We start from the raw sequence: 15061 nt of genomic DNA, 5'->3' as shown, positions 1-15061 counted from the left end.
TGTGGTGCCACGGGGCTCATCGGGGGCCGGCTGCGTGGATCAGCGGTAGGAGGCCCTGGTCCGGATACGGGAGACGCCGAGCAGCACGAGGAGCGTCGAGGCCATCAGGACCGTGGCGACGGCGGCGCCGGTGAAGAGCGAGCCGCGGTCGGTGGCGGCGAAGACCTGGACCGGCAGCGGTGTCCAGTCCGGCGGGTAGAGCATCATGGTGGCGCTCAGCTCCCCCATGGACAGGGCGAAGCAGAGCCCCGCCGCAGCCGTGAGCGACGGCAGCAGGAGCGGCAGCCTGATCCGCCAGAGCGTGTACGCGGGCCCTGCGCCGAGACTCGCCGCCGCTTGTACGTACCCGGGGTCGAGCCGCACGAGGGCCGCCGAGACCGACTGGTGTGCGAACGCCGTGACGAGCACGGTGTGCGCCAGGATGACGATCCACGGCGTCCCGTTCAACAGCAGCGGCGGCCGGCTGAAGGCGACGAGGACGGACAGGCCCACGACCACGGACGGCACGGCGACCGGCAGCACGAACAGGGCGTCCATGAACCGCTTGCCACGTCTGCCGAGCGAGGCGCCGGCGATGGCGGCCCAGGCGCCGACGAGCAGGGCCAGCAGGCCGGCGGCTAGGGCGGTGAGAAGACTGGTGGTCAGCGCCCGCAGCGAATCCCCGCTGGTGGCGGCGGCGTAATGCGCCACCGTGGGACCGGAGGGAAGGGCGCCGGACCAGTTGGTGGCGAACGACGCTGCCAGGATCACCAGCAGCGGTACCGCGAAGAGCGGCAGGAAGAGCAGGAAGAAGACGAGGCGGATCGCCCACCGGGCGGCCCTGCTATGCACCAGCACGTCGGCTCACCACCCGGTACAGGACGTACAGGCCCACGGAGATCGCGATGTTGACGACGGCGACGACGCAGGCGGCCGGGTAGTCGGACTCCAGGATCGCCTCGCTGTACACGAGCATCGGGAGGGTGGTGACACCCTTGGCCCCGGTGAACAGCACGATGCCGAACTCGTTGAGACACATCACCAGGACGAGGCTGCCGCCCGCCGCGAGGGCCGGGAGGGCCTCGGGAAGGATCACCCGGCGCACGATGCGGAACGGCCCGGCACCGAGTGAGGAGGCGACCTCGATCTGCGCGGTGTCCAGCTGCGAGAAGGCGGCCAGCAGCGGGCGCATCACGAACGGGGTGAAGTAGGTGACCTCGGCGAGCAGCACCCCCCAGGGCGTGCCCAGGAAGTGGAACGGGCCTTCGGAGGCCCCCGTGACGTCGGTCCAGGCGCCGTTCGCCAGGCCGGCGTTCCCGTAGACGAAGAGCAGGGCCAGGGTGATGAGGAAGGACGGGAACGAGAGGAAGACGTCGATGAACCTGGCGACGAAGCCGCCGCCGGGGAACGGGACGAAGGCGATCACCAGTGCCAGGACGAAGCCGAGGACGAGGCAGCCGGTGGCGGAACCCGCCGAGAGCCAGATCGTGGTGACGAGCGCCGAGCGGAAGGACGCGGAGCCGAAGACCTCGGCGTACGGGGCGAACGAGAGGCCGCCCCCGTCCGGGCTGACGGACTGCCGGACGACGAGGAACAGCGGATACAGGAAGACCAGCGCCAGCGCGACGACCGGGGGCAGCGCCCAGAGGAACGCCGGCGCGCGACGCGGCGCACGCGGCCCCGGCCCGGTGGCGGGCAGCGCGGGCCGGGGGCCGGCCGGCACCGTGGCGGGGGTGGCCGAGGCGCTAGACATCGGACCCTCCGGACGGCCCGGTCGCCGGGAGCAGCACGGCGTCCTCGGCGGCGAAGTGGACGGTGAGCCGGTCGCCGGGCGCCGGCGTCTCGCGCAGTTCGCGCACGTCGGCCGTGAGGCGGTGCCCCGAGACATCGACGCGGAGACGGTGGGTGTCCCCGCGCCACTGGACCTCGACGACGGTGCCGGTCAGGGCGTTGGGACCGATTCCGAGCCCGACCCGATGCGGTCGTACGCAGAGTGTGGCGTCCTCCCCGGAGCGGGTGTCGCCGGTGGTGGTGGAGAGCGCCTGTCCGGCGAAGTCGACGGTGTCCGCCCCCGGGCCGACGCGCACCGGCAGGAGGTTGGCGCCGCCGACGAAGGACGCGGTGAACTCGGTGCGCGGGCGCCGGTACAGCTCCTGGGGGGTGCCGCAGTCCTGGAGTCTGGCCCTGTCCATGACCGCGATCCGGTCCGCCAGCGTCAGCGCCTCGATCTGGTCGTGGGTGACGTAGAGGATCGACACCTCCGGGAGTTCCCTGTGCAGCCTGGCGAGTTCGGCCAGCATGCCGGAGCGCAGCTGCGCGTCCAGGGCGGACAGCGGTTCGTCCAGGAGCAGCACCGACGGCCGGATGGCGAGGGCGCGGGCGATGGCGACCCGCTGCTGCTGGCCGCCCGAGAGCTCCCGGGGGTAGCGCTTCGCGTAGGCGCTCATGCCGGTCATCCCCAGCGCCTCGCCGACCCGCGCGGGTATGTCGGCCCGGGGTATCCTGCGCGTCCTGAGACCGAAGGCGACGTTGTCCTCGACCCGCATGTGCGGGAAGAGCGCGTACTGCTGGACGACCATGCCGATGCCCCTCTTGTGCGGGGGCACATCGGTGACGTCACGGTCACCGAGGCGGACCCGCCCGGAGACGGGGCGCACGAATCCTGCGACGGCGCGCAGCGCGGTGGTCTTGCCCGACCCGGACGGGCCGAGCAGGGCCATGACCTCGCCGGGCTCGACGGTGAGGTCCAGCCGGTCGAGGACCACGTTGCCGTCGTAGGCGACGGTGACCTGGTCGAACCGGACCCCCGTCCCGACCGCCCCGGCCGTCATGCCTCGGCCCTCGCGATCACTCCGGGCAGCTCGGCGACGGACCCGAGGACGTGGGTGGCCCCGTGCCGGAGCAGCTGGTCCCGGTCGTGGGCGCCGGTGAGGACGCCGGCGACGATACCGGCACCGGCGCGCACCCCGCTGAGCATGTCGTACGAGGTGTCCCCGGCGACCGCGATCCGCCGTACGTCGTCCACGGCGCCGGTGCGCAGCAGCGCGGCGAGCGCCATGTCCGGGTAGGGCCGGCCCCGGCCGCCCGCGTCCGCCGGGCAGAGCGTCAGCGTGACCAGGTCCTGCCAGCCCAGGGCGGCGAGGATGGCGTCCTGGGTGACGCGGGCGAAGCCGGTGGACAGGACGACGGTGCGGCCGGCGGCGCGCAGTTCCTCGACGGCCTCGCGGGCGCCGGGGACCGCCGAGATCGCGCCGCCGTCGACGAGTTCGCCGTATGCCTTCTCGAAGGCGGCGTTGGCGCGCTGTGCCTTGTCCTCGTCCCCGAAGAGGTGCCGGAAGACGGAGATCTTGGACTCGCCCATGGTGGCGCGGACGTAGTCGAGCTTCTCGGCGTGGTCGGCGGAGCCGGCCTCGACACCGAGGTGTCCGGCGGCGACGGAGAACGCCCGCTCGACCAGGCCGCCGTCGGCGACCGTGGTACCCGCCATGTCGAGGACGACGAGTCGGTAGGAGTTGTCACGCGTGGTCATGTTCACCAGCCCAGTTCGTCGGCGGTCTGTTCGGCGATGGCCGGGGAGCAGGTCATGCCTCGTCCCCCGGGCCCGGTGACGAGCCAGACCCCGTCGCCCACCTGCTGACGGTGGACGACGCGGCTGGTGTCGGTGCACTGGGCGTAGACCCCGGCCCAGCGGCGCCGGATACGCGGCAGCGGGCGGCCGAGGAAGGATTCGGCGACGCCGGCGAGGTGTTCGTACGGCTCCTCGACGGTGTCGAACGAGAAGGGGTGCTCGTATTCGTGGGTGTCCCCGATGGTCAGTCCGCCGTCCAGGCGCTGCACCATCAGCAGCTGCATCCGGTGTGCGGACGCGGTCGGGGTCTGCGCCTGGCCGTCGTTGAGGGCGTCGAGCGCGGGGCCGCCGTACGCGGGGTAGTAGCGGAAGCTGTCGGCGTCCGCGACCGAGGTGGTGAGCGCCTCGCCGAGCGGGTCGGTCTGCATCATCTGGAGACGGACGCGCCGCACCGGCAGATCGGGTCCCGCCAGTTCACGGACGAGGCCGCCGAGCCAGGCGCCGGTCGCCAGGATCACGGCGTCAGCGGTGTGGACGTCACCGTGGTCGTCGCGCACCGATGCGGCACCGACCACCTCGCGGACCTCGCGGCCGCCGAGGAAGGCGTACCGGCCGGTCGCCAACAGTGTTTTCTTCAGGGCGAGTTGCGCGGTTCGCGGCTCGACGGCCGCGTCCCGTTCACACCACAGGGCGGAGGTGAACGTGCCGCGCAGGGCGGGGTTGATCGCGCGGGCCTCGTCGGCGGTGACCAGCTTGTAGCCGCGGGCGGCGGCGTCGTCCCGGTCGACGGCCTCCTCGGCGACGGCGGCCTCCAGCTCGGTGCGCAGCGGGGTGAGCGAGCCGCAGGGGCGGAAGCCCAGGCCGGGCACTTCGGCGCCGATGCCCTCCCACAGTTCGCGGGCCCGCAGCGCCGTGTCCAGCTCCTCGCCACCGGCCCGGCCACTGACCCATATCTGTCCGAAGTTGCGGAGCGATGCCCCTCGCGCCTCACTTTCGCGCTCGATCTGTACGACCTCGTGGCCGCGGTTCACTGCGTGCCAGGCGTGCATGGTTCCCACCACGCCGGCTCCTACGACGATGACCTTCACGGCGGCAACACTCCTCGGGTCCGGTGACTCTTTTCGGTCTGCGGAGCGACGCGACGGTGAACGGACCCGCAAGTCTGGACTAGACCCGTTATGTTCTCGTGACCAAAAGATCGGGAGGAACGGTGCATCGGCTCCCATCCGGCCGGTCAGTTCGGTCGCGCGTGGCCCAGGTGTGTACGGAAGGAGAACCGGTCACCCCGGAAGAGGGTGCGGACCCGCTCCAGCGGACGTCCTTCGGTATCCCGCGACAGGCGGTGCAGCAGCAGCATCGGCAGTGCGGGCGGGGTGCCGATGAGCAGCGCCTCGCGCGGCGTCGCCAGCACGGTCTCGATCCGCTCGTCCGCGTCCCCGAAGGAGAACGAGAGCTTCTCGGTCAGGTACGCGTAGAAGGAGGAATCCGGATCGAATTCGGTGTCCAGGGCGGGCACCCGGGCGACCGTGACGTAGGTGCTCTCCAGCCCCACCCGCTCGTCGTCGGCGAGCAGCACCCGCTCCATGTGCCAGACCGGCTCGCCGGTCTCCACCTCGATCTCGGCGGCCAGCGCCGCCGGGCAGGGGAAGCGCTCGAGACCGATGAGATTCCGCCCCGGCCGCCGGCCCTGCCGGCGCACGCCCTCGGTGTAACTGGCCAGCGCAAGCGGCTGTTCCAGCTTGGGCCCCGCCACCACGGTCCCGCGCCCCTGCCGGCGCAGCCGCCCCTCCAGCAGGAGCTCACGCAGCGCCTGCCGGACCGTCTCCCGCGACACCTCGTGGCGCAGCGCCAGGTCGCGTTCGGTGGGAAGCGTGTCCCCCTCCCCCAGATCATCGATGAGGGAGAGAAGCCGCGCCTTGACCGCGTAGTACTTCGGAATGCGGCCGTGCTCCGGGATGCCGGAGCGCACGGGGGCGCCGGGTGCCTGTTCGTTCGGGTAGTCCACCCACCGATGGTGGCACGGGAGCAGGCCGGACCTCGGGTCGGGCAGTAGGCGGGAGCGGTCCGTGCGCGGCGGCTGTCCGTCGACCAGGGTCACGTGTCGGCGCCGAAGGTGCTGCGCTGCCGCGAGGCGGGGGGGCGGCGGCGATCCGCTGGTCGGGGCGGGCCGCCCCACGGCGAGCCGTCGGGCTGGACGAAGACCAACTGCGCCCCGCCGGCACACTCCTCGATCCGGCCGCTGCCCTGGGCAAAGACAGAGGCGGGGAACTGCCGCATGGAAGCGGGGTCGGGGTCGGCCCGCCCTCGAGGCGAGCCCCGCCTGGTGTCGACGTTCTCCACGTCGGGGCGGGCGGGGTGACGTCGGATCGGGCACCGCCCCCGGTGGGGCGGTGCCCGGTGACTCATACGGTGCGGCCGGCGCCCCGGTACAGGTCGAGTTCGCCGTCCAGTTCGACGGCGAGCACAGTGGCGTACTCGTCGGTGTCCGCCGCGGCGGGCGCGTCGATCCACAGCACGCCCGGCACCTTGCCGTGCCCCCCGACAACTCGGTGCGCCAGCTCCGTGCCCGAGCCCACCACACTCACGCGACGGACGCGGTTGCGTAGTCCGCGCACGCCCACGTTCTCGCGGGGCGGGTCGAAACAGACGAGGTACAGGGTGCGGCCGTCGGCGGACAGGGTGCTGGGGCCGTAGTGGTGGCCCGCGGGCATCCCCGCCCCGGTCCCGTACACCGCCTCGCGGTGCTTGGCGATCCAGCCGCCGAGTCCTTCGAGGCGGGCGGCCTGCTCCGCCGGAATGGCGCCGTCCTCCCTCGGGCCCACCCCGAGCAGCAGGTTGCCGCCCATGCCGATCGTCTCCGCGAAGTACCGCACCAGCAGCCGGACCGGCTTGTGGTTGGTGTCCTCGTGCTGGAAGCCCCAGGAGTCGTTGACGGTCAGGCACAGCTCCCACGGCCCTTCCGGTGCCCGCAACGGCACCCCCTGCTCGGGTGTCGCGTAGTCCCCGTGCCCCAGCAGACGCGCGTTGAATACGGTCTCGGGGTTCTTGGCGAGGACCAGGTCGCGCAGTTCACGCATCCGCCACTGCTCCTCGGTGCGCTCCCACTCGCCGTCGAACCACAGCAGGTCCGGCCGGAACCGGTCGACCAGCTCGCCCACCTGGGCCTCCCGGTAGGCCAGGAAGCGCGCCCATGCCTCGGGGTCTTCCTCTCCGGGCCGGGCGGAGGCGAACGGGTTGTCCGCCACCCCCTCCTTCCGGGGCGACGGGTGGACCGCGCTCGCGTAGTCCGGGTGGTTCCAGTCGGAGTGCGAGTAGTACAGGCCCACCTTCAGGCCCCTGTCGCGCAGCGCGTCCGCGTACCCGGCCACGAGGTCACGGCCCGCCGGGGTGTGCCGCACCACGTTCAGATCGCCTTGCGCGGTGTCCCAGAGCGCCACGCCGTCGTGGTGTCGCGCGGTGAGCACCGCGTACCGCGCGCCGGCGCGCGCGAAGAGGTCGGCCCAGGCCGCCGGATCGTAGCGCGAGGCGGTGAACCCGTCGAGCTGCTTCATGTACCGCTCGTGCGGAACCTGGCCGGTGTAGAACGCCCAGGACTCCCACACCCCGTCCACGGCGTAGATGCCGTAGTGGAGGAAGACGCCCAACTTCGCTTCGGGGAACCAGGGTTGCATCGCCATGCGGTCAGGCTAAGGGCTCGCAGCGGCCGCACGCGTGGCGGGGCCGGGGCCTCGGCCGGGCCGTCCCGGTCGCCAGCGGTGCGACGACCACCCTGAGCGGTGGCGCGGCACCCCGCCCGCTGTGAGAGGGCGCGGCCATCCACCTGGCGTGGAGGTGCGGGCAGTCCTCCCCTCCGCCTGCGGGCCGCCAGCCTCCGTGGCGCCGGTGTTCGCCCAGCGGGCGGAGAAGACCGGCCCGGACACAGCCGGACGGGAGGCGACACGGACGGCGCCGCGGCGGGCGGCCGGCGCCCTGACGAGCCCCCGCACCCGCGTGTCGCCGCCCGTACGGAAGCGGCCTCACCCCGTACGGGCGGCGACAAGCAGCAGGGACGCCTCAGCGCGTCGCGTAGTACAAGGCGTTGTGAGCGACATCCGGCAGGTAGAGCACGTCGCGGCCGTCCGAATCCCGTCGCACCGCCAGCCGGTCGGCGCTCACCCCCGGCGCGGCCGACCGCGCGGTCCACGCACCGTCCGCCGACTGAGTCGCCGCGAAGACCCGGTCGGTGCCCGAGGTGGTCACGTAGTAGATCCGCTTGGTGTCCGTCTCGTCCCAGGTGATGCCGAGGGCGGCCGCGGTCTGCCCTCCGGCGTACACGGTCTTGCCGGTCCAGCCGCCACCGCTCGGATAGGCGTAGTACACGCGGAACTGGCCACCGCTGTCGGCCGAGCGGTAGCGGTAGGCGACCTTCGGGGTGGAGCCGTCGAGGGTGAGCTTGGCGCTCTGTACCGCGGGGCCGGTGTACGCGTTGTCGGCGCTCCATTCCTCGCCGGCGGTGAGGTCCTGGACGACGTCGGAGGTGGCGGGCGTGACGGGTGTGTTGACGGCCGTGTCCGTGCTGTCCGCGAAGGCGCCGGTGGACGGGTCGTAGGACAGGTATGAGAGCTGGTGGCGGAACGCGGTCGCCGGCGCCTTCGCCCACTCGTAGAGGAGGTGTACGCGGCCTGAAGCGTCCACCGCGAGGTCGTCGGGGTACACGGAGCGGTACAGCGCACTCGCGAAGGTCGCCACGACGCTCCAGCGGGAGTTGGCGTTGTCCCAGCGGTACAGCTTGCCGGGGCGCTGGTCGGAGCCGGTGCCGACCCGGGCGGCCAGGTACAGGTCGCCGTTGGGGGCGGTGGTGACGACCGGGTAGGTGATGCCCACACCCTGGTCGGGCAGTTCGGACGCGTGGTCGGTGACGTTCCCGCCGGGGGCCTCGGTGCGGAAGTAGCGCCAGGGGTTGGCATGCATGGAGGTGAAGACGTGCAGGCGACCGCTGCCGTCGCGGGCCACGGACGGCTGGTTGTGGCCGTTGTCGTCGGGGAACTCGGCCTGCTGTCCGTCACTGTTCAGCAGCGGCAGCCGGCTCCAGACCCCGTCCGGGTCGCGCCGTGCGATGGCGGGCCGGTGCGTCGCGGCCGTCGAGCCCGGCTCGTTGAAGGCGAAGTACGTGTACTGCCCGCGGCCCTTGTACGTGGCGACCGGGGTCCACCAGGCGGCCTGGTTCGACGTATCCATCGCGTACGGGACCTTTTCGACCACCGTCGCCGCGGCCACGGCGGTCTGCGCCGTGTCGGCCCCTGCGGCCGGTGCGGGGAGGAGGAGAGCACCGAGGGCCGCGGCCAAGGCGGTGTGGATACGTACCGTGGGGCGTCGCAAGATGAGCTCCTTCGCGGGTGCGGGGGTGGGAGATGGCGCGGAAGGAGGCGGCCCGGAGGTCCGCCGGAGTGGTCGTCGTGCGGGGTGGGTACGGAACAGGGCCCGGCGAGGCGTGCCGCGCCGGCCCGGTCACGGGCCGGGCGAGGCGTGCCGCGTTCGCCGGGCCGGGGCCACGGCGCTCGGCTCAGCGCTTGATGAGCGCGGCGGCTTCCTCGCCGGCCCGCTTCATCGCGTCCTTCGGCTTCGCCGTGCCGACGAGGACGGCCTGTACCTGCTTGGCGACGGCCTCCTCGATCTGGGAGTTCTGTGCGAACTGCCAGAAGGGGCTGCCGGTCGCGGTGTTGGTGATCTTGTCGGTCCACTCCGTGGTGAAGGCGTCCTTGGCGACCTCAGGAGCGGCCAGACCCGCGGTGGTGGACGGCGGCAGTGCGCGCGCGGCGAAGTACTCCGAAGTGGTGGCCCGGTCGGTGGTGGTGTGCAGCGCGAACTCCGTCGCCGCGTCCTGCCCCTTGCCCTGCACGATCGCGATCACACCGCCCCACAACAGCGCCTGCGGCGTGTCCCCGGCCTTGAGCACCGGGCGCTTCATCGGCTGCATGGCGCCGGCCAGCGACTTGTCCTTCGACTGGGCGGCGGTCACGCCCTTGCCGATGATCGCGTCGTCGTAGAAGGCGGCCTTGCCCTGCCCGAAGAGGGCACGGGCGTCGAAGCGGTCCACGTCGGCGGCGATCAGCTTCTCGTCGTGCAGCTTCTTGTACCAGGTGACCGCGTCGACCGAGGCGTCATCGCCTATCGTGACCTTCCCGTCGTCGAGCAGCTTGCAGCCGAAGGTCTGCATCCACGGGAAGATGTCCTTGAGCTGTGCCACCTTGGTGGCGGCGGCGTACGGCACGACTCCCCCGCCGAGCCCCTTCAGCTCGCGCAGCGCCGCCTCGAACTCCTCAATGGTGGTGGGGTGCTTCTTGATCCCGGCCTTCTCCAGGAGCTTGGAGTTGGCGATCACTCCGATCGACCCGGTGTTCCACGGCAGTCCGTACTGCTTGCCGTCGTACACGCCGCTCTTCAGCGCCACCTCCGTGTAACCGCCCTTGGCTGCCACCGATCCGAGGTCGGCCAGTTTGCCCATCTGCGCCATCGCGGCGAGCCAGGCGATGTCGAGGTGCACCGCGCCCGTCGTCTCCCCGCCGCCCAGCTTGAGGGTGAGCTGGCTCAGGTACTCGTTGTACGGGTAGGAGACCGCGCGGATCTTCGACTTCTCGGCCCTCTCCCATGCCGCGATGATCTTCTCGATCGAGGGCTTGGCGGCCTCCTCGTTGAGCGACCAGGAGGTGAAGTCGAAGTTCTTGGACTTCGGGTCGCCGCCGTTGGACGAGGAGCCGGCGCCGGACGGCGCACAGGCGCCGAGCACACCGATGCCCGCTGCACCGAGCGCGCCGATACCGAACATGCGCAGCGCGCCGCGCCGGCTGATGCCAGAGGTGGTCATGATCTCTCCATGGGAGTGTGCGGGAGGGGAGGTACGTGGGGGCGCGGGCCGAACCTGCTGGTTCAGCTCTTGACCGAGCCGGCGGTCATGCCGCCGACGAGGTAGCGCTGCAGGAACATGAAGGCGACGATCACGGGGACCGACACCACGAGCGAGGCAGCCATCAGCTGCGGCCAGGCGGTCTGGAATTCGCCGATGTAGGTGGAGACGAGCCCGGGGGGCAGGGTCTGCTTCTCCTTGTCGGCCAGGGTCAGGGCGAAGATGAAGTCGTTCCAGCCGCGTACGAAGGCGAAGAGCCCGGCGGCGATCATCCCCGGCGCGGCCAGCGGCGCCACGATGGAGTGCAGCGTCCGCCACCGGGACGCGCCGTCGATGGACGCCGCTTCCAGCAGGGCGTCCGGGATGGTGTCGAAGATGCCCTTCAGCATCCAGACGCACAGCGGCATGGTGAACGTGGTGAAGGAGAGCACCAGGGCGGTGTACGTGTTGAGCATGCCGAAGCTGGAGAAGACGGTGTACAGCGTCACCAGCAGAAGCGCCTGGGGGAACATCTGAGAGGCCAGCACCAGGTGCATCAGCGACCGGCGCCCCCGGTAGCGGAACTTGGAGAACGAGTAGCCCATGTACGTGGCGACGATCACGCTCAGCACGGCGGTGATCGAGGCCACGACCAGCGAGTTGATCATGTACTTGATCAGCTGGTCGTTCTCGGTCAGGGCCGTGAAGTTGCTCAGGGTGAGGTCGGTGGGTATGAGCTTCGGCGGGAACTGAAAGGTCGACTCGGGGGTGCTCAGCGCGGTGGCGAGCAGCCAGTAGACCGGCAGCAGGCCGAAGGCGCCGATGACGACGACCGCGCTCCAGGCGGCGATCCGCGAGCGCAGCAGGTCCTTGCGCATACGGCGCCGGGCGGTGTGCCCGGTCCGCGTGGCGGACGGCTGCGGCCGGTCGACGGCGGACAGCGGGGTGGAGGTGGTGGAGGTCATCAGGCGTCGCCCTTCCGCTCGGTGATCCTGAGGTAGACGACGACGAGGAGGAGCAGGAGCAGCATCCACAGCCCGCCCAGAGCGGTGGCCCGGCCGATGTCGAAGCCCTTGAACGCGGTCTGGTAGACGGCGGTCGCGAACGTCTCGGTGGTGCCGGCGGGGCCGCCGCCGGTGAGAACGTAGATGGTGTCGAAGTGCTGGAAGTTCCAGATGAACTCCAGCAGGAGCACGATCGAGGCGACGCCGCGGAGCTGAGGCCAGGTGACGGCGAAGAAGCGCCGGATCGAGCCCGCCCCGTCCATCGAAGCCGCCTCGTGCAGCTCCTTGGGGACGGTCTGCAGTCCGGCCAGGAGCATCACCATCATCCAGGGGAAGCTGGCCCAGGTCTTGGTGACGATCACGGCGAGCATCGCGGTGCCGGGCCGGCCGAGCCAGGCCACGGACTCGTCGATGACCCCGGCCTCCATCAGGACGCCGTTGAGCACCCCGTAGTTCGCGTTGAAGATCCACATCCAGAGGAAGGAGACCACCACGCCCGGGATCACCCAGGGAAACAGGAACAGGCCGCGAAGGAAGCCGCTGCCCTTGAGTCCGGTGTTCAGCGCGAGCGCGAGCGCGAGGCCGATCGCGAAGGGGACGAGCGTCGCGCCGACCGTGAAGACCAGCGTCTGCTCGAGGATGGTGAGGAAGTCGCCGTCCAGCCAGTAGGTGAAATTCTCCAGGCCGACGAACTCCCGGCCCGGAAGCCGCAGGTCCTGCTTGAAGAAGCCGGTGAACAGCGCCGACAGCAGCGGGTAGAAGATGATCGCCCCGAACAGGGCGAGGCCGGGGGCCGTCAGCAGCAAGGCGAACGCACCGTTGGAGAGCCGCCCTCCGGTCCGCTGGCGGGGCGGGGGCGCCTTCTGGGGAGGTGCGGCCGTACTCATGAGTCTGTCCTCTCAAGTGGTGGTGGGAGCGCCGGAGCCCTGCATGGACGTCGTCCCTGCTGCAGTGAACGCACGTTGCAGCATGCGGGATCGTTCTCCATATCGTGCGATGGCGTCAACCCTCTTCGTGGGTGACTCGCCGATTCCGCGCAGGACCAGCGAACACGCCCCACCTGCCCCGAACTTGCACTTTGGCTCCCGAGGGCCAGGTCAGTGGCCACCACCGGAACTTACAGCCAATCCCATTGATTGAACAGTGGTTGCACAATATGGATGTGATGTACGTTCAAACCGCTCCGCTGTGGCGGGGAGTATCCGAGCTTCACACCAAGGAGGCCGCACCGTGCGGGAAGAAGAGGTCCATTACGACATCGCCGTGATCGGCGGCGGATTGGCGGGGACCTGCGCTGCCATCGCTGCGGCCCGGCTCGGCCGACGCGTCGCCCTGGTCAACAACCGGCCGGTCCTGGGCGGCAACGCCAGCAGCGAGATCCGCGTCTGGGTCTGCGGCGCCACCGCACACGGCGTGCACCGCTGGGCCCGCGAGACCGGAATCATGGGCGAGCTGTACACCGAGAACCAGTACCGCAACCCCGAGGGCAATCCCTACTACTGGGACCAGGTCGTGCTCGACGCGGTCCGCGCCGAACCGAACATCCACCTCTACCTCAACACCGACGTACGCGAGGTCGACGCCAGCGGCCCCGCCGACAGCCGCGAGGTGCACTCCTGCACCGGCTGGATGATGGGCTCGGAGCGCCGCATCACCTTCCACGCGAGCCAGTTCCTCGACTGCACCGGAGACGGTTTGGTCGGCCACCTCGCCGGCGCCCGCTACCGCATCGGCCGTGAGGCGCAAGCGGAGTTCGACGAGCCCTGGGCGCCGTCCGTGGCGGACCGGGCGCTGCTGGGCTCGACGATCCTCTTCCACACCAGGGACACGGGCCGACCGGTGAAGTTCGTGCCGCCCGCCTACGCCAAGGACCTGTCGACCACTCCCATCCTGCGCAACCGCATCCTGCGCACCGGTGACAACGGCTGCGACTACTGGTGGATCGAGTGGGGCGGCGAACTCGACACCGTCCACGACAACGAGCGCATCCGCGACGAGCTCCAGGCCGTGATCATGGGGGTCTGGGACCACATCAAGAACTCCGGGCAGTTCCCGGACGCGGCGAACCTCACCCTGGAGTGGGTCGGCAGTCTTCCCGGCAAGCGCGAGTACCGCCGCTTCCTCGGCGACCACGTCCTCACCCAGCAGGACATTTTCCAGCAGCGCCCGTTCGAGGACCGGATCGCCTTCGGCGGCTGGTCCGTCGACCTCCACCCCGTACAGGGCATGTACGCCGAGGAGCCCGGCGCGCGCCAGCGGTACGCGGACGGCATCTTTCACATCCCCCTGCGCTGCCTCTACTCGGCGAACGTCACGAACCTGCACTTCGCCGGGCGCAACATCTCCGCCACGCACATCGCTTTCGGGGCCACCCGTGTCATGGCCACCTGCGCGACACTCGGCGAGGCCGCGGGTACCGCCGCGGCCCTGTGCGTCGCCGAGAACCTCACTCCGCGGGAGCTCGCGACCAAGCGGCCGGAGCTGGTGCACCGCACCCTGCTCCGGCAGGACGCCTCCGTGATCGGCCTCGCCGACGAGGACCCCGGCAACCTGGCGCGGACGGCCCGAGTCACCGCCTCCTCCTGCCTGACCCGTCTGGCCGCGGAACCCACGCAGGACGCGCCCGGCACGCCGTACCCCCTCACCCGCGATCTCGCGCTCCTGCTGCCGGTCGACCCGGCACTCGACACGGTCGACCTGCTCGTCCACGGTGCCCCGGACGGCGGGCCCCGCGAGCTCACCGTGGAACTGTGGAGCACGGGCCGACCGGAGAACGGGGTCCCCGCCGACCAGCTCCTGACGACCGCCGTCACCGTCCCGCCCGGCGGCCCCCACTGGGTCACGGCGCGCCTCGGCCACCGCCCCGGGACACCCGGGAACGCGGTCCTCATCGTGCGCGCCTGCGCCGACACGGCTCTGGTCCTGCTCCCCGAACGTACCGACGGTGTCCTCGCCCTGCGCAGAAAGGCCGAGGGGGACGCGGGCGTCGATCACGACATCCCGGAGGAGGACGGCCAGCTGGTCCTGGAATGGCAGGCCCGCGGCCTGCGCCGGCAGACCTTCGCCTTCCGGGCGGCCCCCGACACCAGGGCCTTTCGGCCCGGACGAGCCGTGGGCGGATACCAGCGCCCCTACGGCGGCCCGAACATGTGGTCCTCCACTCGGGAGGACGAGGCCCGGTGGCTCCGTCTCGACTGGAACGACGAGCAGGTGCTCACCGAGATCCGCCTGGTGTTCGACGACGATGTCGACGAGTACCTCAACAACCTGCACCGCCACCGCACCCCGTACGAGGTCATGCCCGAGCTCGTACGCGACTACCGCGTCCAGACGTGCGACGCCGCCGGCGACTGGCACACGCTCCTGACGGTGACGGACAACCGGCGCCGGCACCGCGTACACGCGCTGCAGGCCCCTGATGGCGGTCCCGTACGCACCGGCGCACTGCGGCTCGTGGTCGACGCGACACACGGGGCGCGGCACGCGCACGTGTTCGCCTTCAAGGCGTACGGCGCGTAGCCGCTCGGCTAGGGGGGTGGGGGGACGCCGGGCGGCTTCCCCCCACCCCCTTAGAGGTCCTAACAAAGGCGTTGGACGTGTCGGTGGGTGATCAGGCAGGTCGCGAGGCCGAGGAAGGCTTCGTGGATG

Annotated in this window: 12 protein-coding genes; 1 reads left to right on the top strand and 11 read right to left on the bottom strand. The window is 71.0% G+C overall.

Going from position 1 to position 15061, the window contains the following annotated elements:
• Nucleotides 1–39 precede the first annotated feature (39 nt).
• The 11 genes from FKN01_RS29405 to FKN01_RS29355 form a co-directional block, all read right to left on the bottom strand.
• Nucleotides 40–837 carry an ABC transporter permease gene (locus FKN01_RS29405; protein ID WP_143625703.1) on the bottom strand — a complete coding sequence of 266 codons (798 nt, stop codon included), beginning with the start codon at nt 835–837 and terminating at the stop codon, nt 40–42.
• Nucleotides 824–1732 (bottom strand): 2-aminoethylphosphonate ABC transporter permease subunit, encoded by a 909-nt coding sequence (locus FKN01_RS29400; protein ID WP_143625702.1) that lies wholly within the window; start codon nt 1730–1732, stop codon nt 824–826. The genes FKN01_RS29405 and FKN01_RS29400 overlap by 14 nt, the downstream gene beginning before the upstream one ends.
• Entirely contained in the window at nt 1725–2810 is a 1086-nt protein-coding gene (locus FKN01_RS29395) for an ABC transporter ATP-binding protein (protein WP_143625701.1), read from the bottom strand. Before FKN01_RS29395 ends, FKN01_RS29400 begins: the two co-directional genes overlap by 8 nt.
• The gene (locus FKN01_RS29390; protein ID WP_185993033.1) at nt 2807–3508 is read right to left on the bottom strand and encodes a phosphonatase-like hydrolase; all 702 of its coding nucleotides are present in this window, start codon (nt 3506–3508) and stop codon (nt 2807–2809) included. Before FKN01_RS29390 ends, FKN01_RS29395 begins: the two co-directional genes overlap by 4 nt.
• Before the next feature lie 2 nt (nt 3509–3510).
• Nucleotides 3511–4635 carry a TIGR03364 family FAD-dependent oxidoreductase gene (locus FKN01_RS29385; protein WP_143625699.1) on the bottom strand — a complete coding sequence of 375 codons (1125 nt, stop codon included), beginning with the start codon at nt 4633–4635 and terminating at the stop codon, nt 3511–3513.
• Between the two features lie 146 nt (nt 4636–4781).
• Entirely contained in the window at nt 4782–5552 is a 771-nt protein-coding gene (locus FKN01_RS29380) for a GntR family transcriptional regulator (protein WP_143625698.1), read from the bottom strand.
• A 397-nt stretch (nt 5553–5949) separates the two neighbouring features.
• Nucleotides 5950–7224 carry an alpha-L-fucosidase gene (locus tag FKN01_RS29375; protein WP_143625697.1) on the bottom strand — a complete coding sequence of 425 codons (1275 nt, stop codon included), beginning with the start codon at nt 7222–7224 and terminating at the stop codon, nt 5950–5952.
• Between the two features lie 376 nt (nt 7225–7600).
• Nucleotides 7601–8905, bottom strand: a complete 1305-nt coding sequence (locus FKN01_RS29370) for a BNR-4 repeat-containing protein (RefSeq protein ID WP_143625696.1) — start codon at nt 8903–8905, stop codon at nt 7601–7603.
• Between the two features lie 184 nt (nt 8906–9089).
• On the bottom strand, nt 9090–10391 hold the full coding sequence (locus FKN01_RS29365; protein WP_143625695.1) for an extracellular solute-binding protein: 1302 nt from the start codon (nt 10389–10391) through the stop codon (nt 9090–9092).
• A 62-nt stretch (nt 10392–10453) separates the two neighbouring features.
• Entirely contained in the window at nt 10454–11374 is a 921-nt protein-coding gene (locus FKN01_RS29360) for a carbohydrate ABC transporter permease (protein ID WP_143625694.1), read from the bottom strand.
• Entirely contained in the window at nt 11374–12300 is a 927-nt protein-coding gene (locus FKN01_RS29355) for a carbohydrate ABC transporter permease (protein WP_143625693.1), read from the bottom strand. Before FKN01_RS29355 ends, FKN01_RS29360 begins: the two co-directional genes overlap by 1 nt.
• Nucleotides 12301–12643: 343 nt before the next feature.
• Between FKN01_RS29355 and FKN01_RS29350 the strand changes: the two genes are divergently transcribed.
• Entirely contained in the window at nt 12644–14932 is a 2289-nt protein-coding gene (locus FKN01_RS29350) for an FAD-dependent oxidoreductase (RefSeq protein ID WP_143625692.1), read from the top strand.
• Nucleotides 14933–15061 lie beyond the last annotated feature (129 nt).

The organism is Streptomyces sp. 130, from assembly GCF_007096885.1.
In the GTDB taxonomy this organism is placed as follows: domain Bacteria; phylum Actinomycetota; class Actinomycetes; order Streptomycetales; family Streptomycetaceae; genus Streptomyces.
The sequence above is the reverse complement of the archived record's forward strand: the minus strand, read 5'-3'. Positions and strand labels throughout refer to the sequence as shown.